The 23,342-nt window shown below is 58.3% G+C and carries 20 protein-coding genes; 14 read left to right on the top strand and 6 right to left on the bottom strand.

Annotated features, from left to right (window positions below; all coding sequences use genetic code 11):
* Positions 1-31 precede the first annotated feature (31 nt).
* The 3 genes from FIV08_RS13635 to epmB form a co-directional block, all read right to left on the bottom strand.
* Positions 32-2,116, bottom strand: coding sequence for a GGDEF domain-containing response regulator (locus FIV08_RS13635; protein ID WP_152438718.1), 2,085 nt, complete (start codon positions 2,114-2,116; stop codon positions 32-34).
* A 109-nt stretch (positions 2,117-2,225) separates the two neighbouring features.
* On the bottom strand, positions 2,226-4,037 hold the full coding sequence (locus tag FIV08_RS13630) for a GTPase (RefSeq protein WP_152438717.1): 1,812 nt from the start codon (positions 4,035-4,037) through the stop codon (positions 2,226-2,228).
* Positions 4,038-4,215: 178 nt separating this feature from the next.
* Positions 4,216-5,319 carry an EF-P beta-lysylation protein EpmB gene (gene epmB / locus FIV08_RS13625; RefSeq protein WP_152438716.1) on the bottom strand — a complete coding sequence of 368 codons (1,104 nt, stop codon included), beginning with the start codon at positions 5,317-5,319 and terminating at the stop codon, positions 4,216-4,218.
* Between the two features lie 45 nt (positions 5,320-5,364).
* On the opposite strand from epmB, the gene efp reads away from it, so the two are divergent.
* Positions 5,365-5,940 carry an elongation factor P gene (gene efp, locus FIV08_RS13620; RefSeq protein WP_058092083.1) on the top strand — a complete coding sequence of 192 codons (576 nt, stop codon included), beginning with the start codon at positions 5,365-5,367 and terminating at the stop codon, positions 5,938-5,940.
* Positions 5,941-5,947: 7 nt separating this feature from the next.
* Positions 5,948-6,919, top strand: coding sequence for an EF-P lysine aminoacylase EpmA (epmA, locus tag FIV08_RS13615; RefSeq protein WP_152438715.1), 972 nt, complete (start codon positions 5,948-5,950; stop codon positions 6,917-6,919).
* Between the two features lie 8 nt (positions 6,920-6,927).
* Here the strand turns inward: epmA and asd are convergent, their stop codons facing one another.
* Positions 6,928-7,794, bottom strand: coding sequence for an archaetidylserine decarboxylase (gene asd / locus FIV08_RS13610; protein WP_152438714.1), 867 nt, complete (start codon positions 7,792-7,794; stop codon positions 6,928-6,930).
* 187 nt (positions 7,795-7,981) lie between these two features.
* Between asd and motA the strand changes: the two genes are divergently transcribed.
* Both motA and motB read left to right on the top strand, forming a co-directional pair.
* Positions 7,982-8,833: a flagellar motor stator protein MotA gene (motA, locus tag FIV08_RS13605; protein ID WP_072676679.1), complete on the top strand. Its 852-nt coding sequence runs from the start codon at positions 7,982-7,984 to the stop codon at positions 8,831-8,833.
* A gap of 32 nt (positions 8,834-8,865) precedes the next feature.
* Complete coding sequence (gene motB, locus FIV08_RS13600) at positions 8,866-9,825, top strand: flagellar motor protein MotB (protein WP_152438713.1); 960 nt, start codon at positions 8,866-8,868, stop codon at positions 9,823-9,825.
* 33 nt (positions 9,826-9,858) lie between these two features.
* On the opposite strand, the gene rsgA is transcribed toward motB, so the two are convergent.
* Positions 9,859-10,914: a small ribosomal subunit biogenesis GTPase RsgA gene (rsgA, locus tag FIV08_RS13595; RefSeq protein WP_152438712.1), complete on the bottom strand. Its 1,056-nt coding sequence runs from the start codon at positions 10,912-10,914 to the stop codon at positions 9,859-9,861.
* Positions 10,915-11,334: 420 nt separating this feature from the next.
* On the opposite strand from rsgA, the gene orn reads away from it, so the two are divergent.
* On the top strand, positions 11,335-11,877 hold the full coding sequence (gene orn / locus FIV08_RS13590; RefSeq protein ID WP_072676682.1) for an oligoribonuclease: 543 nt from the start codon (positions 11,335-11,337) through the stop codon (positions 11,875-11,877).
* On the opposite strand, the gene queG is transcribed toward orn, so the two are convergent.
* A complete protein-coding gene (gene queG, locus FIV08_RS13585; protein WP_152438711.1) occupies positions 11,867-12,961 on the bottom strand; it encodes a tRNA epoxyqueuosine(34) reductase QueG in 1,095 nt (364 codons plus the stop codon). The genes orn and queG overlap by 11 nt on opposite strands.
* Before the next feature lie 131 nt (positions 12,962-13,092).
* On the opposite strand from queG, the gene FIV08_RS13580 reads away from it, so the two are divergent.
* From FIV08_RS13580 to hflC, 9 genes are all read left to right on the top strand, one after another.
* A complete protein-coding gene (locus tag FIV08_RS13580; RefSeq protein ID WP_152438710.1) occupies positions 13,093-14,655 on the top strand; it encodes an NAD(P)H-hydrate dehydratase in 1,563 nt (520 codons plus the stop codon).
* Entirely contained in the window at positions 14,652-15,149 is a 498-nt protein-coding gene (tsaE, locus tag FIV08_RS13575) for a tRNA (adenosine(37)-N6)-threonylcarbamoyltransferase complex ATPase subunit type 1 TsaE (protein WP_058092074.1), read from the top strand. The genes FIV08_RS13580 and tsaE overlap by 4 nt, the downstream gene beginning before the upstream one ends.
* On the top strand, positions 15,146-16,477 hold the full coding sequence (locus FIV08_RS13570) for an N-acetylmuramoyl-L-alanine amidase (RefSeq protein ID WP_152438709.1): 1,332 nt from the start codon (positions 15,146-15,148) through the stop codon (positions 16,475-16,477). The genes tsaE and FIV08_RS13570 overlap by 4 nt, the downstream gene beginning before the upstream one ends.
* Positions 16,478-16,497: 20 nt before the next feature.
* A complete protein-coding gene (mutL, locus tag FIV08_RS13565) occupies positions 16,498-18,393 on the top strand; it encodes a DNA mismatch repair endonuclease MutL (protein WP_152438708.1) in 1,896 nt (631 codons plus the stop codon).
* Positions 18,394-18,400: 7 nt separating this feature from the next.
* The gene (gene miaA / locus FIV08_RS13560; protein WP_152438707.1) at positions 18,401-19,447 is read left to right on the top strand and encodes a tRNA (adenosine(37)-N6)-dimethylallyltransferase MiaA; all 1,047 of its coding nucleotides are present in this window, start codon (positions 18,401-18,403) and stop codon (positions 19,445-19,447) included.
* Between the two features lie 34 nt (positions 19,448-19,481).
* Complete coding sequence (hfq, locus tag FIV08_RS13555) at positions 19,482-19,733, top strand: RNA chaperone Hfq (RefSeq protein WP_058092070.1); 252 nt, start codon at positions 19,482-19,484, stop codon at positions 19,731-19,733.
* Positions 19,734-19,825: 92 nt separating this feature from the next.
* On the top strand, positions 19,826-21,121 hold the full coding sequence (hflX, locus tag FIV08_RS13550; RefSeq protein ID WP_228715557.1) for a ribosome rescue GTPase HflX: 1,296 nt from the start codon (positions 19,826-19,828) through the stop codon (positions 21,119-21,121).
* An 84-nt stretch (positions 21,122-21,205) separates the two neighbouring features.
* Positions 21,206-22,396 (top strand): FtsH protease activity modulator HflK, encoded by a 1,191-nt coding sequence (hflK, locus tag FIV08_RS13545; RefSeq protein ID WP_106694986.1) that lies wholly within the window; start codon positions 21,206-21,208, stop codon positions 22,394-22,396.
* Positions 22,397-22,399: 3 nt separating this feature from the next.
* Positions 22,400-23,275, top strand: a complete 876-nt coding sequence (hflC, locus tag FIV08_RS13540; RefSeq protein WP_061331575.1) for a protease modulator HflC — start codon at positions 22,400-22,402, stop codon at positions 23,273-23,275.
* The last annotated feature ends 67 nt before the right edge of the window (positions 23,276-23,342 follow it).

Genomic DNA, 23,342 nt, shown 5'->3' with positions numbered 1-23,342 from the left:
CCTTTTTACTCAATCCGGAATTGGCGTCCGGTCAGTGGTCCCCGAAGTCGTAGTTCATCTCCGGGACTGGTGCCTGCAGGTAATAACCCTGGATATAGTTCACCCCGGCCTGCCACAGCGTTGCCAGTACACTGGCGTTCTCTACCAGCGGTATGATGGTGAGCTTGCCGGCATTCTGCAGGCTCTTGACCATTTCCTTGACCTGCTCCTTGGCTTCATCGCTCTTCTGGATTTCTTCCGTGAACGAGCCGTCAATCTTCACGTAGTCGGCGTCAATGTGCTTGAGCGTGTTGAACGGATTCAGGGCGCAGCCAAACTGGGCAATGGATACCTTACTGTGAAGTTCGTGTACTGCTTTGGTGAACTCCTTGGCCTGCTTCATGTAGTTGTTGGCATCGCCTTCGCGGATCTGGAAAATCAGTGAGTCTCCCGGCAGGCGAGCCGCCTTGAGGGCAACGCTGAGCCAGGGCGTAAAGGTTTTGTCCTGCAGTGTCTCGGCGGTGATGTTCAGGAACAGCCTGGTGTCATGACCCCGTGACCGGTGGCTTGCCAGCTGTTTGATGGTTTGCAGGATCACCCAGCGGTCAATCTTGATGGCCGTGTCGCTCGGCCCCATGGGGGGCAGGAAGTCGTAGGGAGAGACTTCCTCGTTGTCTTTGTCGAGCATGCGAACGAAGGCCTCGTAATGCTCTTCGCCCTCACCACGCAGGTTGATGATAGGCTGGAACAGCAGCCGGAAGCGGTTGTCGTCCAGGGCCTTGAGGATAGCCTCAACCGAGTTGCTCTCATCAAGGCTTTCGTACTGGGCGGGATTATAGACCACGATCCCGTTACCACGTTCATGGCCTTCGAGCTTCTTAACCTCAGCGGAGGCAGTATGGGCACGCCCCATCAGTTCCTCTGCCTTGGGCGAATTCTCCGTAATCGCGGCTACACCGATGGACACTGTCAGCGGTACCGTCTTGCCGTTGATGTCGAACAGATGATCTTCAACCGCTTTGCGGACCCGCTCAGCAATGCTTTCCATATGTTTCTCATCGCAGGGCAGGCACATCAGGCAGAAGGCATCATCGCTCAGCCTGGCCAGCGTCACTTCCTCGCCGGCCTGTTCTTTTAGCAGCGAGGCCAGATCACCCAGCAACAGATCGGCACCGGCGATACCGACCTGGCCCTTCATGCTTATGAAGTTGTCCAGGGCGATGTAGGCCAGGGCGCCGGTCTGGTTGTTCTTGCCGGCATTGGCAATGGCCTGGGCCAGAGCGTCCATCAGGTATTGACGGTTATACAGGCCCGTAAGCAGATCCTGGCTGCTGATCTGTTTGAGCTTTTCTTCCAGCTCTGCATCGCTGTGTTCCGGCTGCAAGACAATCTGCGTGCAGGCTTCGCCATCATAGGTGGCGGCAGAGACAGACATGGTTACGTTCAATTCCTGATCGTCGCTGCGGCGTGCGGTACAGTTCAGGGTCATGCCGTCCTTGCCATCATCGGCAAAGGCCTTCATGAAGTCTTTGTACTTGTCCTGGCTTTCCGGGGTCAGGGTATCGAGAACCGGGATGCAGATAAGGTCGTCAATGTCGTCGTAGCCCAGGAACTCCATGTAGGACTGGTTGGCGTAGATGTGCATGCCATCGTTGATGTAGGCGATGGCGTCCTTGGAGCTTTCCAGAAGCAGCTGGCAGCGCTGTTCGGCCTCACGCAGGTGGGACTCCAGAACCCGACGACGGCGGCGCTCTTCCAGGGCGGCCAATTCGCGTTTCACCACCAGCACGAGCAGATCCTTGTACTCGAACGGCACAACATCCTGCCCGCCGGCCCGGATAATGTTCACCGTTCTTTCCCGGCTGACTTCCTCGGTCAGGAGAACGAAGGGGATGTCCTTGTCCATGCGCTTGACCATGGCCAGGGCGTCATCCGGCCCGAACTCCTGCTCCAGGTCCCGGGCCAACAGTAGGTCCCAGTTACTGGTTTTCAGGGCTTCTTCCAGATCTTCTTCCGAGGTTATACGGTGTGCCCGGGTGGCCTTGCCCGAGTTGCGGAGCAGGCTGACCATGGATTCAGCATCATTTTGAGATGGATCAAGAATCAGCAGGTGTACGGTCGCGTTTTTTTTCTGCATTCGTAAGACTTCTCATGGATACGGTCACTTCCGCTGAATGATGCAGGGGTTGGCGATCAATAACAACCCTGGCAGTAGCCGTGGTTCACAGTCTTTCCGACCTTTGGCGTTACAGTGATGGCCACAGGGAGTCGAATTCGTCTTCCGTGGCGCCGGGCGTTGATGGCGGGGCGCCATTCGGACTGGCCAGGGCCGCCGGATTCTGCAGTTTCAGTTCAAACTGGCTGATGCTACCGGTGGCAGAGACCTTCTTGAGCAGTTGTCCCTGATCTTCCCGGCCATCGTGCAGCAATGAGATGCGGCTGCCACTCTGGAAGGGCAGCCTTGGGGTAATCAGGGTCGCAGCCTGATTGACGACGCTGATTTCAGGCAGCAGCAGCCCCCGGAGGTATTCGCTGCTGTTGCCCACTTTCTGGATCAATCGAACCCCGCAAGGCGCGGCACTGGGGGCCAGCAACTCAATGCCGATCTGGGTGCCCTGATTCCGGACCTGACGCAACCAGCGCACCACGGCGATGCTCCAGGGATGGGATTTCTGTTCCCGTACCCCAAGAATCTCACCCGCCTGCAGGGAGGCCGGCACATTGGTTTCCCAGGCAACGCAGTAGCCACCCGGGCTGGTGTTGATCAGCAGTGCATGATGGGAGCGGGGGCGGCTCTTCTCCTGTCCCGTGGGTATGGCGGCCCCGGTACCCGACTTGAAGTTGATCGGTGCATCGGCCGCGTGCAGCCTGTCCTCACTTGGGCCCGCGTCGTGGGCTCCGGCCCAGGCGTCCGTGTTCCGGTTGGCATTACGGACAAACCGGTTTTCCTGCTCGGGATCAATGGTTTCGTTGCCGTTCAGGAACTCGGCAAAGGTCTTTTCACCGGCGACGAAATAGTGGGTGGCCGTCAGGCCGACGCAGACCTCCAGCGTGCCCTGGCTGGAAATGCGGTTGAAATTCCGCTTGGCCAGAATACCCAGCGCCTGGCTGAGATGTGTGAGCAGGGTGTCGCTGATTTTGGACGATACCTGTAGCCGCGTAGTATCTTTCTCGTGGCTGCGCCTGGCGTGCAGCACCTCGGCCAGCTGCGTGGAAAGATCTTTGGTGTCAAAACCGCAGCTCTCGTCCCCCGGCTTGTTTTCCAGCAAGCTCCGATAGACTGGCGGGTTGTCCAGTTCCATGTTGATCACGAACAGGCTGTCAGTTCCAATGTCCGGGCCGCACTGGCAGAACTCGGTCCAGGACTCGAACAGCTCATAAACCTGCGTCAGCTCAGCCTGGCGGAGTTGATTGGGGCGGGCGCAGCCCAGCAGGAGAATGCGTTTGTAACTGTCGGCCACCGTACTGGCGCGGCGATGGGTCAGGGTGTCGTCATCGATTTCCAGTGCGGCCAGTTTGTTCCGGTGCGCAAACCGGTACAGACGGTGGCATTCCAGCCAGCTCAGGGCCGGGCTTGGGCAGTAGAGCTGATGGGAGCGGACAATCGTGGCGCCCAGCTCGGACGTGGCGCGGTGAATGGCGGCGGCAACGTGGCGGCGATTTTTGTCCAGACCGCCGTTATCCAGATATTCCAGTACACACAATTTATAGCCGCTGGCCAGATGAAGCTGCAGGGCCTGGGCCAGGTTGGCAATCTTGCGCTGTTTCTCGGGCAGGGCGATGGCCAGGCCCAGAAAGTGCCGTGACAACTCGTTGCAGACAAAATGAATTTTCTCGCGAACCAGCTCAAGGAACTGCATTCGTTGCTGCGGAGCCAGAAACAGGTGGTTCAGTTCAATAATCGCATGGTAAAGCTGGCGGGATGCCTCACCGATGTTGGCCATCGGTAGCTGGTCAATCCACAGACGAAAGGCCTTGGGTGTCGTATCGCAAAACGACAGGCTTGCGGTTTTCTGTTCAGGAACCTTCAGTTCAGGTTTCAGAATATTGCCTTCCATGATCTCACGCCAGTGTTTGAGTCGCTTTGAGTATGTATCGACCGAAAGTGTCGAAAATACATGCTTTTATTGTCTTTACCTATAGAACTTTAAGATAGCAAACCAATAACAAAAAGCGAGAAGATCATGAGTTGACAATCTTTGACAAGTGTAAGTGGGACCGCTTTTGCGACATGTCTCACGTTACGCTGATGTTGGCCTGATTATCGCCTGTGAAAATAGGGGTTTTACTGGTCTCCCCGGGCAGTTCCCTGACCAGCCTTGGAACCAGAAAGCCCGGCAGCCGCTTCATAAGCGCCCGAACCAGCGCTGCCGCCGCTTGGTCGCTGACATCAAAGTGATGGGCGCCTGCAACGGGATCAAACGCGTGCAGGTAGTAGGGCATAACGCCCGAATCAAACAGGTCTTCACTCAGCCGGGCCAGGATGTTGGCTGAGTCATTGACCCCTTTCAGGATCACGCTCTGGTTGAGCAGGGTCACCCCCACTTCGCGAAGGCGCGCAAAGGCTTTTCGTGTGTCTGAGTCTAGCTCTGCCGGGTGATTAACATGCACCACGAGGATTTTCTGAAGTGGCGAATTGCCAAGCCAGTCCAGCAGGGCGTCGCACACCCGTTGCGGAATAACGACCGGTAGCCGGCTGTGTATTCGCAGTCGCTTGATATGCGGTATGCCTGCCAGGGCTTCGGCCCATTGCGCCAATAGCCGGTCATTCACTGCCAGTGGATCACCACCGCTGAAGATCACTTCGTTAATTTCGGGGGCGGCTTTCAGGGTCGCCAGAACCTGCTGGCGGTCATCCGGACCGAGCCGCTGGGATTCATAGGGGAAGTGGCGGCGAAAGCAGTAGCGACAGTTGATTGCACACTGGCCCGTTACCATCAGCAGTGCCCGGCTCTGGTACTTGCGGATCAGCCCTGTGGTCTGGATGGCGTTGTTCTCTTGCAGCGGATCGCGCACATAACCTGCTTGTTGTCGCGATTCTTCCGCCAGCGGCAGTACCTGTCGCAACAGGGGGTCGTTGGGGTCACCCGGAGTCATTCGCCGTATGAACGGCTCGGGCACCCGCACGGGAAACAGTTGGTGGCCCGCGCTGGCACCCTTGAGCCAGGGCTCCGCCGGCAGGTTCAGGCGCCCAAGCAGCTGCTCCGGGCAGGTAACGGATTCTGCCAGAATCTGTTGCCAGCCTTTAGCCGAATTGTGGGGCTGTTGACGCTGTTCGGTAGCGATCAATGAAGGCTCTTCGTTACGGGCTTCTATACGGGCAGGGGTTCGCTGTATCATAGCGACCTTTGAAATTTTAACGACAGTCTGTCAGGTGGACATTTCATGGCTTCATATTCTACCAACGAATTTCGCAGCGGTCTCAAAGTTTTGCTGGATGGCGACCCCTGTATCATGCTGGAGAACGAGTTCGTCAAGCCCGGTAAGGGGCAGGCGTTCAACCGCGTTAAATTGCGCAACCTTATGACCAACCGGGTCTGGGAGCGTACGTTCAAATCCGGTGAGAGTCTGGAAGCCGCGGATGTGATGGACCAGGACATGGAATACCTGTACACCGACGGCGAGTTCTGGCATTTCATGCTGACCGACGGCTCGTTCGAACAGTACGCTGCCGATGCCAAGGCCGTGGGCGACACCGTCAAGTGGCTGAAAGAGCAGGATGTTTACACCGTGACCCTGTACAACGGCGCGCCGCTCACCGTCACACCGCCGAACTTTGTCGAGCTGGAAGTAGTGGATACCGATCCGGGTATGAAAGGTGACACCGCCCAGGGTGGTTCCAAGCCGGCAACACTGTCTACCGGCGCCGTGGTGAACGTGCCTTTGTTCATCACCATTGGTGAGGTGTTGAAAGTAGACACCCGCTCTGGCGAGTACGTTAACCGCGTCAAGAGCAGCTGATCCGACAATGACCGATCAGCCTGTCTGGCAGCCTTCTGCCTCGCGGGAGCATCTGAAAAGCCGTGCACAACAGCTAGCCTGGGTGCGCGGCTTTTTTGCAGAGCGGGGTGTTTTGGAGGTGGAAACGCCGGTGCTCGGCCGGCATGGCGTCACCGATATCAACCTCGACGGTATCGCGGCGGCGGTCAACGCTGCGGGAGTTTCCGGCGGCTGGTTGCAGACCTCCCCTGAATATCACATGAAACGCCTGCTGGCGGCGGGCTCGGGATGTATCTATCAGATTGCCCGGGTATTCCGTAATGGCGAGCGTGGTAGCCGCCATAACCCCGAATTTTCGTTGCTGGAATGGTACCGGGTGGGCCTGGACGACACGGCGATGATGGCCGAAGTGGCTGACCTGGTGTGTGACTGGCTGGGATGTGATCGCCCGGATGTGCTGACCTACCGTGAGGCCCTGCAGGCGCTTGCCGGCATCGATCCGATGGCCATCACGGATCACGACCTGTACCAGTACTGTCAGCAATGGCTGGAGCCGGAGCAGTTGGCCGGCATGGGGCGTGATGATTGCCTGGACCTGGTGATGAGCTTCAGGGTGGAGCCACTGTTGGGGCAGGGCCGGCCGGTGTTCATTACCCGGTATCCGGCTAGTCAGGCAGCCTTGGCCAAAGTGACCGCAGACGACGATGGCTTCCCGGTAGCGCATCGATTCGAGCTCTACATTGACGGGCTTGAGTTGTGCAACGGTTACTGGGAGCTGACCGATCCGGTTGAGCAGCGAGCCCGGTTCGAACAGGACAACCGCCGCCGAAAAGCGGCGGGCAAGGGGGAAATGGCTGTTGATCAGAGTTTTCTGGCAGCCCTGGACGCCGGGCTGCCCGAGTGTTCCGGTGTGGCCCTGGGCTTGGACCGCCTGCTGATGCTGAAAACCGGGGCTGAGCGGATAGAAGACGTGCTGGCGTTTCCGGTCGAGCGCGCCTGAGCCAGGTCTCAGGTGTTCTTGCTGGCTACCCGGCCAAACGCTTCGCCCATGCGTACGCTTTTGCCGGGAACCTGATTGGCGTCCCAGGTTACCGCGCCCTTGGGCATTGCCAGGACAACCGTGGAGCCCAGACGGAACCGGCCCATTTCCTCACCTTTCTCAAAACTGATCGCGTCTTCGCCCTGATAAACCCAGCGGGTTATCTGTGTAGGTTCCGGCGCAATTACTCCGGCCCAGGTGGTTTCCATGCTGCCCACGATCATCGCGCCCACCAGAACCAGGGCCATGGGACCTGCCTCGGTATCGAAAATGCAGACAACGCGTTCATTTCTGGCGAACAGGTTGGGAACATGCGCCGCGGTAACCGGGTTCACCGAGAAGAACTTGCCCGGAACATAGACCATCTCCCGCAGTGTGCCGGCCATGGGCATATGAATGCGGTGGTAGTCTTTGGGCGACAGGTAAATGGTGCTGAACTCCCCGTGCCGGAACGGCTCAGCCCGGCTGTCGTCACCGCCGAGGATTTCCGTCAGCCCGAAGGACTGGCCCTTGGCCTGGAAAACTCTGTCGTTACTGATCTGCCCTAGTTGGCTGATGGTACCGTCGACCGGACTGACAAATACATCGCTGCCTTCTGCCACACTGCGCACGCCGGGTTTGAGGGCGCGGGTAAAAAACGCATTGAACGAGGGATAGGCGGTAGGGTCTGACTCAGCTGCTTCGCTCATGTTTACGCCATAGCGGCCGATAAACCAGCTAACAACGCGGTTTTTCATGGCCGGGGCGCTCGTGCTGTCGGCCAGGCGACCTGCCAGTCGAGAGACAGCGCGTTGGGGCGTAATGTATTGGCTCAGTACGAACAGTTTGTCAAACATCAATAAGTCTCGGTAAGAACAGAGGCGGCAGTGTAACAAAAGCGGCCCCGTGTATAGAAATTGTTTCACGCCTTCGCTGTTCGTTCAGAGCCTTGCTATTATCAGGGCACAGCTCGCCCCGGTCGGGGTGGAGAACCCGTGACTGACCTCGGTCGTTAACGAGATAACAAAAGGCGTATATCTTTCCATGCTGCTGATTATTGGTGCGGTGATAGTTGTTGCGAGTGTGCTGGGCGGATACGTGCTGCACGGTGGCCATTTGATGGTGCTTTGGCAGCCGACCGAAATTTTGATCATTGGCGGCGCGGCGGTTGGATCGTTCATCATTGCCAACCCCATGCACACGGTGAAAGAGGTAGGACAGGGCATCATGCGGTTGTTGACCGGCTCGCCGTTCAACAAATCCTACTATATGGATTTGCTCAGCCTGCTATATGAGGTGTTCGACAAATCTCGCAAGCAGGGGGTCATGGCCATTGAAGAGGACATCGACAACCCGGAAAACAGCCAGATCTTCACCCGTTACCCGGCCATCATGAAATCCCGCGATCTTCTGGATTTCATCACCGACTACCTTCGCATTATCAGTTCCGGCAACATGGCGCCCCATGAGCTGGAAGGCATGATGGAAAACGAGATCGACAGCCGTCAGCATGAGCTGGAAGAGCCCGCTCACGCGGTCAACAAGATCGCCGACGCCTTGCCGGGCCTTGGTATCGTGGCGGCGGTACTGGGTATTGTCATCACCATGAACTTCCTCACCGAGGGGCCCGAGAAAATCGGCCTGAGTGTGGCAGCGGCTCTGGTAGGTACGTTCTTGGGCATCTGGATGGGTTATGGCTTTGTCGGCCCCATGTCTATTTCCATGGAACACTCAGCCAAGTACGAGCTGAAGGCTTATGAATGTGTGAAATCAGCCATCGTTGCCACGGTGTCTGGCCAGGCGCCCCAGATGGCCATTGAATTCGGCCGCAAGTCGTTACCCACGGATAAACGACCTGGTTTCCAGGAACTCAACGACCACGTTCGTTCGAAGTGACGAGCTGCGTCTTAATCGCCCGGAGTTGAGTTGTGGAAGAACAGCCGATCATCATCAAGCGCAAGAAAAAAGTGGTCGGGGGCCATCACGGTGGCTCCTGGAAGGTGGCCTTTGCAGACTTTGCCACCGCCATGATGGCGTTCTTTCTGGTGCTCTGGCTGACGGCCACAGCGTCTCCGGAACAGAAACTGGCGGTTGAGGGCTATTTCAAAGACCCCGTCGGATTCATGGAAGGCGGTGCTCGCAGCCCGGTGGACCTGGGGGGCAGTGCGTCGGTTATCAACGAAGCGACCCAGGACATCGAATCAAGTCCTGTCCAGATCCAGGATGAAGTGGTTGACCAACTGGCTGACACGCTCGAACAGCGTCGCATGGAACAGTTGTTCCAGGAGCTTCAGGAGCGGATTGAGCAAAGCGAGACCTTGCAGGAATTCAAGGATCAATTGCTGATCGACATCACCGATGAGGGGTTGAGAATCCAGATTGTCGATCGCTCTGGCCGCCCGATGTTCGACAGTGGGCGTGCTGAACTCAAATACTATTCCCAGGACATTCTGTTTGAGCTGGCCCGAACTCTCGGTTCGGTCAATAACAAACTCAGCATTACCGGGCACACCGACGCCACGCCATTTGTTGGCCGGCCCGGTTATACCAACTGGGAGTTGTCGGCAGACCGTGCCAACACGGCCCGGCGTGCCCTGGTTGCAGGCGGCGTGCGCCTTCAGCAGATTGCCCGGGTGGTGGGGCTGAGTGATTCTGTATTGTTCGACAAGGAAAACCCGACAGCCCCGGTGAACCGCCGGATCTCGATCATCGTGCTCAACAAAAAAGCCGCTGACAGCATCGAAACCGGCGCGGGCAGGTCCGATCAGCCGTTGATTGACCTCACCCGGCCGACGGAAGAACAGCAGCAGGAAGCGAGAGAGCGGCTGGAACGGGGAGACTGGTTCGAGGAAAGGCCGGAACCGGCCCCCGGGGAGCTGAACTGGTAAGGTTCCGCTGGCGCCTTGCGCGGGGCTGATGCCTCAGGTGATTCTCAGACCCCGGGCCTGTTGTTCTGCCATATCTTGCAGAATCCGGTGGAAACTCTGTAGTCGTTCCCTCGACACCGTCCCGGCCTCTGCTGCCGCATCAAGCGCACAGCCAGGATCGCCCATGTGCCGGCAATTGCGGAACTTGCATAGCCCGATCAGTGGCCGGATTTCCCGAAAGCCGTACTCCACTTCCTGTGGTGTCATATGCCACAAGCCAAACTCCCGAATGCCTGGAGAATCGATCAGGTCGCCGCCTCCCGGCAGATGAAACAGCTTCGCTGTGGTGGTGGTGTGTACCCCTTTGCCGGTACTTTCGGACACCGCGCCTACCCGAAGCAGTTCATCCGGTAACAGGGTCTGGATGATGGATGACTTGCCCACCCCCGACTGGCCCACAAAAACACTGGTTTGGTCCCGCACAAGGGCCTCCACCTCCGGCGCAGGCTCCCCGGCGCAGGCGGCGGCCGAGGTGCGCGCCACCTGGTAGCCAAGCGCTTCATAGCGATCGAGCAGGGCGTCAATGTAGCCCCGGTTCTGATCGGTGATCAGATCGGTCTTGTTCAGCAGGATAACCGCCGGAATATCGGAGCTCTCAGAGGCCACCAGATACCGGTCGATGAGGTTGTCGTGGGGCTCCGGTTCCGGCGCAATCACCAGGATAATGTGATCAATGTTCGCTGCCACGGGCTTCAGGGCGCCGAAGTTATCCGGCCGCTGCAGCAGGTTGTCGCGGTCACAGCGGGCGACGATGACCCCGGTCTCACTCTTCCCGGGCCGCCACACAACACGGTCACCGGTCACCAGGTTGTCGATGTTGGCCCGAACAAAGCACCGGAACACCCGGCCGGTGTCGTCACCCTCCAGCGCTTCGATATCCAGTTGCTGGCCATAATGGGCAATTACCAGGCCTTCCTGTTCAGGCCCCAGTTCGCCGGCTTCGGCTTGCGCTTCCACGGCTTTTTCCTTGCGGTTCAGCCGTTCGGTGCGCTCCTTCTGGATTTTCTCGATGCGCCATTGCTGGCGTTTGTTCAGTTTTCTCTTGGCCATCGGCTCTCAAATGTTCCGGGAAAGTGGTGTGACACATGATACGTGAATCATGGACAATGGGCAGAGTTTCTAAACTTTTGCACATGGCCGTCCGGATCCCGACTTGGGTGCAGGTGCCGGCCGGGGACACCTTTCCGGGAGACGCTACGAGCACATCCCTGTGCGCTTGACTGAAGCCATCCATGGCTTCAGACACTCCCGGAAAGGTGTCCCCGGCCAGCACCCCGATCTATAGAGCGGGTTTCAATTCGACATGCGGCCAGCAATAAGCATGGATGTGGAGGTGTGGTGTGGCTTTTCGGAAATTTCGAAGGCCATGGATGGCCTGAGAGAAGCGCACATGGATGTGCTCGTAGCGGTTTCCGAAAAGCCACACCACACCTCCACCAGCACCCAAACTAAACCGCATAGGAATATACAATGCCCAACCACAACCGTTTAGTGTGGATAGACTTGGAAATGACCGGCCTGGATCCGGAGAAAGAGCGGATCATAGAGATGGCCACGATTATTACCGATTCAGAATTGAACCTGGTGGCCGAAGGCCCGGTGATTGCCATTCACCAGCCAGACAGCCTGATGGATGCCATGGACGAATGGTGCACCAACACCCATGGCGCCAGCGGCCTGACTCAGCGGGTGAAAGACAGCAAAACCTCCGAGGCCGAAGCCGAACAGGAAACCCTGGCCTTCCTCAAACAGTACCTGTCCGCCGGCGAATCACCGCTGTGTGGCAACAGCATCGGCCAGGATCGCCGCTTCCTCGTGAAGTATATGCCCGAGCTGGAAGCCTTCTTCCATTATCGTAACCTGGATGTCTCCACCATCAAGGAACTCGCCCGTCGCTGGCGCCCGGATGTACTTGATGGCGTGAAAAAGAAGGGCAGTCACCTGGCCCTGGACGACATTCGCGATTCCATCGACGAACTTCGCCATTACCGGGAGACCTTCTTCAAGCTGTAATGCCGTGCTGTCGCAGAGCCCAGGCCACATGTTCCCGCACCAGCTCAGAAGGGTGGTCTGCCCGCTGTTTCAGGGCCTCGATCACCGGAATGGTGCTCGGGGCATTGCCCAGCCCCACCGCCAGGTTGCGTAGCCAGTTCTCGTAGCCGGTTCGGCGGATGGCCGAGCCTTCGGTGCGCTTCAAGAACTCGTCCTCTGTCCACAGAAAAAGCTCGGCCAGGCTACTATTGTTGAGGCCGTGCCGGGGCTGAAAATCGTTTTCCCGGGTCGGTTTGTTGAATTTGTTCCAGGGGCAGACCAGCTGGCAGTCGTCGCAGCCGAATACCCGATTGCCCATCTTTGACCGCAGCTCTTCCGGGATGGGCCCCTTGAGCTCAATAGTGAGGTAGCTGATGCAGCGGCGGGCATCCAGTAAGTGAGCGCCAACGAAGGCGTCAGTAGGGCATACCTCCAGGCAGGCGGAGCAGGAGCCACAATGCTGGCTGTCAAAGGCTTGGTCTACCGGCAGCGGAGCGCTGGTAAAGATTTCACCCAGAAAGAAGAATGAACCGGCCTTGGGGTGAATCAGCATGTTGTTCTTGCCAATCCAGCCCAGCCCCGCCCGTTGGGCGAGACCGCGTTCCAGAACCGGTGCGCTGTCTACGAAGGCGCGGTAGTCGTAGCCGCTGACCGCGGAATCAATCTTTGCTGCCAGGGTGGCCAGCCGTTTGCGCATCAGTTTGTGGTAATCCCGGCCCAGGGCGTAACGAGTCACGTAGGCGGTTTCGCGGTCAGTGAGTACCTGTTTCGGGTTGTCCGGAGCGGGCAGGTAATCCATCCGTACTGAGATAACGCGGGTAGTTCCTGGTACCAGTGAGTCTGGGGTGTAGCGTTTGTCGCCGTGGTCTGCCATATACGCCATGTCGCCATGGTAGCCGGCTTTCAGCCACTGTTTCAGGCGTTCGGCGTGGGGCCCGGTATCTGCGCAGGTGATACCGGCGTCGGCAAAGCCGAGCTCGCTGGCCCAGGCCCGGATCTGGTCGGGCAGGGCATGCAGTGCCTCATCTTCTGGCCGCTCGGAGCGGGGCTCTGGGTTTGACGTCATGGGAGAAGTCGGCTGTGTAACCTGCGAAGATTTAATTTGATTAAGTTATGACCTTTTTCCCTGTTTTGCTATTCTTTACAGGTATCTGGCCAGTTTTCTTAAACTGGTTTCTTTAGCTGGAGCCTTGGCGAATGCCAATACGCAATGCAAGCAGTCTACCAGAAGCGCTCTACTCCGCCGACTCGGTGCGAGAGATTGACCGCTACCTGATTGATCAGCAAGGCGTTGATGGTTTTGAGTTGATGCAGGCCGCCGCCCGGGCGGCCTTTCGCCAGTTGTTGCGTCACTGGCCTGCCCCAGGGGCGATTCTGGTGCTCTGCGGTGCCGGTAACAACGGCGGCGATGGCTACTTGGTGGCCGCGAATGCTCACAGGCATGGCATCACTGCCCGGTGCATTGCGGTTGCACCGACGGGGAAGTTGGCCGGGGATGCGCTTAACGCGCTGAACCATGCCCGTGCGGTAGGTGTCAGTGTTGAAGACGTCGGCGAGCTGGGCGAAGACGGATTAGAAAAATATCTGGCGTCTGCAACCCTGGTGGTGGATGCAATGTTGGGTACAGGGGTGACGGGTACGCCCCGGGAGCCCTTTGCAGGTGTGATCCGGCGGGTTAATGAATCGGATTTGCCGGTATTGGCGGTGGATTTGCCGTCCGGCCTGAATGCCACAACTGGCTCTGCAGTGGGTGATGTGATTCTGGCCAAGGTAACGGTGACTTTTATTGGCGCCAAGGCTGGTTTGTACACGGGTGCCGGCGCCGGTGTTTGCGGTGAGGTGGTGTTTGAGGCTCTTGATACCGGCCACGATATCTCTGGCAGTGGCCAGCCGCCGCTTGCCCGGTTGCAGTCCTGGGCCCAGTGCAAGGAACAGCTGCCTGTCCGTCCGCTTGACGCCCACAAGGGGCGTTTTGGCCACGTGTTGGTGGTTGCCGGTGACCGGGGTTTTGGTGGCGCCGGTATCATGGCGGCCGAGGCGGCGTCCCGGGCCGGGGCCGGTCTGGTTACCCTGGCTACCCGCCCGGAACATGTTACGGCCGCGCTTGCCCGCTGCCCGTCGTTGATGGTGCACGGGTTGATCCATGGCTCAGAATTGCCGCCATTATTGGCCAGGGCCGATGTGGTGGTGTGTGGTCCTGGCATGGGTAAACTGGCCTGGGGGCAGCAGATGCTGCAACAGGTTGAACAAAGCGGGTTGCCGCGGGTGTTGGATGCCGACGCGCTCAATCTGATGGCCGGGCGAGTGCCCGTGGTGTCTGATAGCCATATACTAACGCCCCACCCCGGCGAGGCGGCCCGGTTGTTGGGTTGTGATGTCGCTGACGTTGAGGCGGACCGGCTGTCTGCAGCCCGCCGGCTGCAAACCATGCTGGGCGGTGTGGTGTTGCTGAAAGGCGCGGGTACCGTTATCGCCAGTGGCTCGGCACTTCCGGTGATTGTTCCAGGTGGTAATCCGGGCCTGGCGACCGGGGGCATGGGCGATGTTTTATCCGGCATCGCCGGCGCGTTGCTGGCACAGCTGAAGGACCCTCAACAGGCCACGACAATGGCTGCGGCTCTGCATCTGGCCGCGGCGGACCAGGCAGTGCGGACTTATGGTTATATGGGGCTGACGCCCACGGATGTAATCAGCGCCTTGCCAAAGGTGCTGTGGGAAGCAGAAAAGGTGAACAGCGGTGACGACCAGGAGGCGTTATGAGCATTTTCGGCAATGAACGCCGGTTGTTTCTGGAGAGTGAGGCGGAAACAGAGCGCTTGGGCGGTGAGCTTGCCGGGCTGGTGAAGGCATCCGATCAGGGCATTGTGGTGTTCCTGGATGGCGATCTGGGCATGGGGAAAACCACTCTGAGCCGCGGTGTAATGAGAGGGCTCGGGCATGTGGGAGCGGTTAAAAGCCCAACGTATACCCTTGTGGAGCCCTATGAAGACCTGGACCCGCCGGTATACCATTTCGACCTTTACCGTCTGGGCGATCCCGAGGAGCTTGAGTACATGGGAATCCGCGATTACTTTTCGGGCGGCAGTTTCTGTCTGATTGAATGGCCGGAGCGGGGAGAGGGTGTTCTGCCAGAGCCAGATCTTGAAATCCACCTGGAACGGCAGGGAGAAGGCCGGTCGGTAGTACTGCGTGCCCGATCGGAGTTCGGCGCCTCCCTGTTGAATCAAATAGAGCTGATAGGGCCTGATTCATGAGACTTTTTCTGTGTTTGATGGTGGCTCTGGCGGCTAACCTCGCTCAGGCTGCTACCCAGATTGAAGGCGTGCGGCTCTGGCCTGCGCCCGACCACACGCGCCTCGTCCTTGATACTGCCGGTAGTGTGGAGCACAACGTGTTTGCGCTATCCGGGCCCTCGAGGTTGGTAATCGACTTGAAAAATACCTCCCTGAAAGCGGATTTCAGCAACGTGGACCTCAGTGGCAGTCCGATTGAGCGGATCCGCAGCGCACCGCGCAATGGCAGCGACCTCAGGGTGGTACTGGATCTGAAAAGCGACATCAAGCCCCGCAGTTTCGTGTTGGAGCCCAATCAGCAATACGGGCACCGGCTGGTGGTCGACCTGATTGACGAGAAGGGCAGCCGTCTCGAACGGGCTGCCAGCCCCACGGTGACTCAGGATTCAGCCGGCAAGCGGGATATCATCATCGTGATCGACCCGGGCCACGGCGGTGAAGACCCAGGCGCTATCGGCCCCAGAGGTACCCGGGAAAAAGATGTTGTGCTCAGAATGTCCAAAACCCTGGCGGATCTAATCAACAAGCAGCCGGGCTTTACCGCCAAACTTACCCGCACCGGGGACTATTACATCGGGTTGCGCAATCGCACCTTGCTGGCGCGCAAGTACAACGCGGATCTGTTCGTCTCGGTGCATGCAGATGCCTTCAGAACACCTCAACCCAGTGGCGCATCGGTATTTGCCCTGTCCCAGCGGGGAGCGACCAGTGAAACCGCGCGCTGGCTGGCCCAAAGCGAGAATCGCTCTGATCTGATTGGCGGTGCTGGTGGCGTGTCTTTGGACGGTCGCGACGATATGCTGGCAGGTGTTCTGCTGGATCTCTCCATGACCGCCAGCATCAATGCCAGTCTCGGGGTGGGGAGCTCTGTGCTGGGGCAGTTGGGCGGTGTTGCCAAGTTGCACAAGCCCGGTGTTGAGCAGGCGGCCTTCGCGGTTCTGAAGTCTCCGGATATACCGTCAATACTGGTGGAAGCCGGGTTTATCTCGAACCCGAAAGAAGAGCAGAACCTGGCCACCGAGTGGTATCGCAATCGACTGGCCAACGCCATCATGGACGGTATTCACGAGTATTTTCAGCGAACGCCTCCACCGGGCACGCTATTGGCCTGGCAGAAGGAAAATCAGAAAGGTGGCGGGCAGGTTAGCCGGTACCGTATCCAGCGGGGTGACACCTTGTCTGGTGTGGCCCGGCAGAACCAGACCACCGTCAGCGAGTTAATGCGCTTTAACGGGATGACCGATGATCGTGTTATGGTAGGGCAAACCATTCGCATCCCCTCATCCTGATCAAGAGGTAGTTCCCGGATATGCCCCACATTCAGTTGCTATCGCCCCGGCTCGCCAACCAGATTGCTGCGGGCGAGGTGGTGGAGCGGCCTGCATCCGTCGTCAAAGAGTTAGTGGAAAACGCGCTGGATGCAGGTGCACGCCGGGTTGATATTGAAGTGGAGCAGGGTGGCGTCAAGCTGATCCGGGTGCGTGATGATGGCTCGGGTATTGACGAAGCCGACCTGCCGCTGGCCCTCAGCCGCCATGCCACCAGTAAAATCCTGACCCTCGATGACCTGGAAGCTGTCGGTACATTAGGCTTTCGTGGTGAAGCCCTGGCCAGTATCAGTTCCGTTTCGCGCCTGGCACTCACGTCCCGCACCGAAGCCCAGGAAGCCGCTGCCCGAGTGGAGGTGGAAGGCCGGGATATGGATGCCCGTCTTTCTCCGGCCGCGCACCCGGTGGGAACCACCGTGGAAGTCCGTGACCTGTTCTTCAACACGCCAGCCCGGCGCAAGTTCCTGCGAACGGAAAAAACCGAATTCAATCATGTGGAAGAGTGTATTCGCCGGCAGGCCCTGAGCCGATTTGATGCTGGCTTTACCCTGCGCCACAACCAGCGTGTGGTGCAGAGCCTGCGGCCAGCAGAGTCGGAGGTCGACAAGGAGCGACGTATTGGTTCGCTGTGCGGGCAGCAGTTTATAGACAACGCCGTTATTATTGACGCGGAAGCGACCGGCCTGCGGCTCTGGGGCTGGGTGGCATTGCCCACCTTCTCGCGCAGTCAGGCGGACCTGCAGTACTTCTTCGTGAATGGCCGGGTCATTCGGGATAAGCTGGTCGCCCATGCGGTGCGGCAGGCCTACCGGGATGTGCTTTACAACAACCGCCACCCCGCCTTTGTGCTCTATCTGGAAGTGGATCCCGCCACCGTCGATGTCAACGTGCACCCCACCAAGCACGAGGTCCGGTTCCGGGATGGTCGGTTGGTCCATGATTTTATCTTCCGCACCCTGCACCGGGCTCTGGCTGATGTTCGCCCGGATGATCATTTGCGCGGTGCGGTCGCTCAGTCTTTCGGGCGCGAGCCAGAGGCAGTTGTTGCCAACCCCGCCGGTCATCCAGCTGGGATGGGGGCATCGCTCCCCGATCGGGCGCCGCCTGTAGCTGGTGGTTATGCCAACGGAGGCGGCTTTGGTGTTGGGTCGGCTTCCCAGCCGCAGCAGGAATGGAAGGCCAGTGACCAGATGGCGTTCTATCAATCCCTGAATGAGGGCGGGGGGGTTGCTTCCCGGCCTGACCATGCCAGCCAGCCGGTTGCGGTCACGCCTCCACGAGACACCGATGAAGAGCCGCCCCTGGGTTATGCCATCGCCCAGCTACATGGCATCTACATCCTTGCCCAGAGCCGGGCTGGCCTGATCGTTGTTGATATGCATGCTGCCCATGAGCGCATCACCTATGAGCGTATGAAGCACGCCCTGGCCGAGCAAGATCTGAAAAGCCAGCCCCTGCTGGTGCCGTTGTCACTGGCGGTAAGCCAGAAAGAGGCGGCGCTGGCGGAAACTCACGGTGAGGAGTTGCAGCACCTGGGGTTGCAAATTGAACGAATCGGCCCGGAGACCCTGGCTGTGCGACAGATTCCTGCGCTGCTGCGGGGCGCCGACACCGAACAACTGGTCCGGGACGTGCTGGCGGATCTGATTGAGCATGGGCAGAGCGACCGGGTAGAAGCCGTCACTCACGAATTGCTGGGCACTATGGCCTGCCATGGTTCTGTTCGGGCAAACCGGCAACTCACCATTCCGGAAATGAACTCGCTGTTACGTGACATGGAAGCCACTGAGCGAAGCGGCCAATGCAATCACGGCCGCCCCACCTGGACTCTGGTCACGCTGTCAGAACTCGACAAACTGTTCCTGAGGGGGCGTTAGTCACTCCATGTCGGACACTGAGCGCCAACCGGGGCATGCGCTACCGCCGGCTATCTTTCTGATGGGGCCGACGGCTTCCGGCAAAACCGATATGGCCATCGCCCTCTGTGACATGCTCCCATGTGACATCATCAGTGTCGATTCCGCGATGATTTACCGGGGTATGGATATTGGTACCGCAAAACCTGATGCCGAAGAACTGGCCAGAGCACCTCATCGCCTGATCGACATCTGTGATCCTGCCGACAGCTACTCCGCTGCGGATTTCCGCCGTGATGCGCTTGCCGAGATGGCAGATATCACCCGCCGCGGCCGCATCCCGTTGTTGGTTGGCGGAACCATGATGTATTTCAAGGCATTGTTGCACGGTATGTCCGACTTGCCCTCCGCTAACCCTGAGTTGCGGGCGCGCATCGAGCAGGAGGCGGCAGAGCACGGTTGGGAGTACCTGCACCGGGAACTGACAAGCCTTGATCCCGTTGCCGCCGGGCTAATCCACCCAAATAACCGCCAGCGGCTGATGCGGGCACTGGAAGTTATTCGCCTGACGGGGAGGCCCATTTCTGAAATCTGGCAGGCACAATCGGGAACTTCTGAACGGGAGGCGGTGTCAGGTATTGAGGATTACACGTATTTTACCCGTTGGCAGGCAGACGAAACCCCGAGCCTGCCGTATACTGTTTTCCAGTTTGCCTTGGCTCCAGCCGAGCGTTCTGAGCTTCATCAGCGTATAGGGCTTCGTTTTCAGGCTATGCTTAAGGCAGGGTTTCTGGACGAAGTCCGTGCTCTGATGAAGCGGGGTGATCTCAATCCTGACATGCCTTCGATGCGTTGCGTTGGCTATCGGCAGGCGTGGGATTACCTGACGGGTAGCTGTGATTACCAGACTTTCGTCGACAAGGGCGTGGCCGCCACCCGACAACTGGCAAAGCGGCAGCTGACCTGGTTGCGAAAATGGCCGAATGTTCACTGGCTGAACGCCGGTGATCCGCAAGTGGTGGTTAATGCCTTGAAAAAAAGCGGCCTTGGCACCACATTTAAATCAGAAAAATGACGATCTGCACTTACTTATAAACAGGAGAACTCACATGTCAAAAGGGCATTCTTTACAAGACCCTTACCTCAATGCATTGCGCAAGGAACGCATTCCGGTTTCCATCTTTCTGGTCAACGGCATCAAGCTGCAGGGCCAGATCGAATCCTTTGACCAGTTTGTTATTCTGCTGAAGAACACTGTCAGCCAGATGGTCTACAAGCATGCGATTTCCACTGTGGTCCCTGCTCGCAATGTGCGCCTTCCGCCGCAGAACCCGGCAGGTGAAGGTGAGTCTGAAGACTGATCTTTCCGGAGTTTCCGGTTTCTACACCCGCGTTCCAGGACAGCCCGAGAGCTCGAATGGCCGCGGGTGTTTGTTTTTATGGAGTTTAACCTATCTTGTTTGAGCGTCCTGACGTTGGAGAACGGGCGGTTCTCGTTCACATAGAATTCACCGCCCACGATGATACCGAAGACCCCGGTGAGTTTCGGGAACTGGTGACCTCCGCCGGCGTTGAGCCGGTGATGATGGTGACAGGTTCCCGCAAGCAGCCCAACCCCCGGCTTTTTGTTGGCGAAGGCAAGCTTGACGAAATCCGCGATGCCGTTGCCGCCAGCGAGGCGGACGTGGTGCTTTTCAACCATGCCCTCAGGCCCAGTCAGGAGCGCAACATCGAGCGCGAGCTCAAGTGTCGGGTGCTGGACCGTACCGGCGTTATCCTGGACATTTTCGCCCAGCGTGCCCGTACCCACGAGGGCAAGCTCCAGGTGGAACTGGCTCAGCTGGAGCATATGTCAACGAGGCTGGTTCGAGGGTGGACCCACCTTGAGCGCCAGAAAGGCGGTATCGGTCTGCGGGGGCCCGGTGAAACCCAGCTTGAAACCGACCGTCGATTGCTGCGGGAACGCATCAAGTCTATTCACAAGCGGCTTGAGAAAGTCCGCAAACAGCGTGACCAGGGCCGCCGTGCCCGCAAACGGGCTGATATTCCGACCTTGTCCCTGGTGGGCTACACCAACGCTGGGAAATCCACATTATTCAACCGAATCACCACAGCCAGCGTATATGCTGCTGATCAGTTGTTTGCGACGTTGGACCCAACCTTGCGTCGTCTGGAACTTCCGGATATTGGTCCGGTCGTAGTGGCGGATACGGTCGGCTTCATCCGGCATTTGCCCCACAAGCTGGTAGAGGCTTTTCGCGCAACACTGGAAGAAACCACTCAGGCAACGTTACTGCTGCACGTGATTGATTGTCACGACGAGCGTCGCGATGACAACATGGAACAGGTGGAGAGCGTGCTGGCGGAGATCGGTGCGGACGAAATACCGGTCCTTCAGGTGTTCAACAAGATTGACCTGTTGGATGGATTTGAGCCCAGGATAGACCGGAACGAGGATGGTATGCCCGTTCGGGCCTGGGTGTCTGCGGTGACCGGGCAGGGTCTTGAGCTTCTGTTCGATGCGCTGGTTGAACGGCTGGCGGAGGACGTTGTGCATCACTTTGTGTTGCTTGGGCCGGCCGATGGCAAGCTTCGCGCCCTTCTGCACGAGGCTGGGTCTGTGTTGAGTGAAGAACACCGGGAGACCGGTGATACAGTGCTGGAGGTGAGGTTGCAAAACCGGGACTGGATGCAGTTGCTGAGCCGGGCGGGTGTCAGGGAAGAAGCGCTCAGGCTGGAGATTCGATGAGTCCGAAAGCCGCAAGCTATTGCCGGGGCGTTGATAAATCCCTAGTATTTGCAGCCATTCGATAATACATGAACGGAGAGAACTATGGCCTGGAATGAACCGGGTGGAAACCGTAACGACAACGATCCCTGGGGAACCGGGGGTGGTCGTCGCGGCAATGATCAGGGGCCACCGGACCTGGATGAGGCGCTGAAAAAAGGCCTTGAAAAGCTGAACAGGATGCTGGGTGGCAAAGGTGGCAACTCAGGCAATTCCGGCGGTAGCAGCTCCGGTGGCAGTGCTGGCGGGTTTGGTGCCGTCATTGCGCTGGCAGCTATCCTGGCGCTTGGCTATGTGGTGTTTCAGTCGTTCTATACCGTAGACGAACAGGAACGGGCTGTTGTTCTCCGGTTTGGTGAGTACAGCACCACTGAGAACCCGGGTTTGAGGTTCAAGGTGCCGTTGATTGATCGGGTGTACAAGGTTGGGGTAACCAACGTTCGTACCGCCCAGTCCAGTGGCCAGATGCTGACCATGGATGAAAACCTGGTAACGGTTGATCTGCAGGTTCAGTATCGGGTAGGCAATGCCCGTGACTACGTTCTCAACGTCAGGGATTCTAACGAAGCCCTGTCGTTTGCCACTGACAGCGCCCTGCGTCACGAAGTGGGTAGCTCCACTCTGGATGAGGTGCTGACTGAAGGGCGTGCTGAACTCGCTATTCGTGTCGAGCAGCGCCTGCAGAGCTTTCTTCGTGAATATGGCGCCGGTCTTGAAGTTGTCCGGGTCAACGTTGAAAGCACCCAGCCACCCTCTGCGGTGCAGGATGCCTTCCGTGAAGTGCAGCGTGCCCGGGAAGACGAGCAGCGGCTGAAGGAAGAGGCGGAAACCTACCGCAACCGGATCGTGCCGGAGGCTCGCGGCCAGGCCCAGCGCCTGATCGAGGAGGCCAACGCCTATCTGGAAGAAGTGGTTGAGCGTGCCCGAGGTGAGAGCTCTCGTTTCACTCAGCTGCTGGAAGTGTATGAAATTGCGCCGGCGGTTACCCGCGAACGCATGTACATTCAGGCGGTGGAACAGGTGTTGGCGAACAGCAGCAAGATCTTCATCGATACCGAGAGCAGCGGCAACATGATGTACCTGCCTCTGGATCGTCTGATGCAAGGCACTGGTGGTTCATCAAGCAGCTCCCGCTCATCTGGCGGCAGCAACCAGGCCGATATCGGCATGCTGACGGACCAGGTGCTGCAAGAGCTGCGCTCGCGTCAGGACACCAACATTCGGAGGAGCAGATAAGTTATGGGACCCAAAGCTGTTGTGGGCCTTGCAGGCGCTCTGATTGTTGTCCTGCTTGTGCTGTCAAGTGTATACATCATCCCGGAAACCCACCGGGGCGTTAAACTGCGGTTCGGTGAATTGGTTCAGACCGACATTCCGGCAGGCCTGCACTTCAAGGTGCCGGTGATTGACCAGATCCGCGAGTTCGATATCCGGGTATTGACCATGGACCTGCCGTCTCGCCAGTACCTGACGGTGGAAAAGAAGCCTTTGGACGTAAACTCCTACGTGGCGTGGCGCATCCGTAACGTGGATCAGTTCTACCGCTCCACGGGCGGGGATGAATTCAGGGCTCGGTCTCTGATTCTGTCTCGGGTCGATAATGGCCTGCGGGATGAGTTCGGTGTTCGCACCATGCACGAAGTGGTATCCGGCCAGCGGGATCAGCTTATGAACACGCTTCGTGACCGGGTGAATTCCAACGTGGTTGGAGAGTTCGGTATCGAAGTCCTGGATATCCGGGTAAAAGCGATTGAGCTGCCGGGGCAGGTCAGTGAGAACGTCTTCCGCCGGATGGCTGCTGAGCGCCAGAAGCTGGCCCAGGAATTCCGTTCCCGGGGCCAGGAGCTGGCCGAGGGTATCCGGGCTGATGCAGATCGCCAGCAGACGGTTATTCTGGCCACAGCGTTTGCTGAAGCCGAGCAGACCCGCGGTGCCGGTGATCGTGAAGCTGCGCAGATCTACGCAGATGCTTACGGTTCCAACGAGGAATTCTACAGCTTCTATCGCAGCCTGCAGGCCTATCGCAATACCTTCTCGGGCAAGGATGACATCATGGTGATCGATTCCGACAGCGCATTCATGCGCTTCCTGAAGGACCCGATGGGCGCCAACTGATCGGCTCTGAAGATCAAAAAACCGGAATACCTCGGTATTCCGGTTTTTTTGTGTCTGCCAACGGTGT

This window comes from Marinobacter sp. THAF197a (assembly GCF_009363275.1).
Classification (GTDB): domain Bacteria; phylum Pseudomonadota; class Gammaproteobacteria; order Pseudomonadales; family Oleiphilaceae; genus Marinobacter.
Note: the sequence above shows the minus strand (reverse complement) of the source record. Positions and strands in the feature narration are given on the sequence as shown.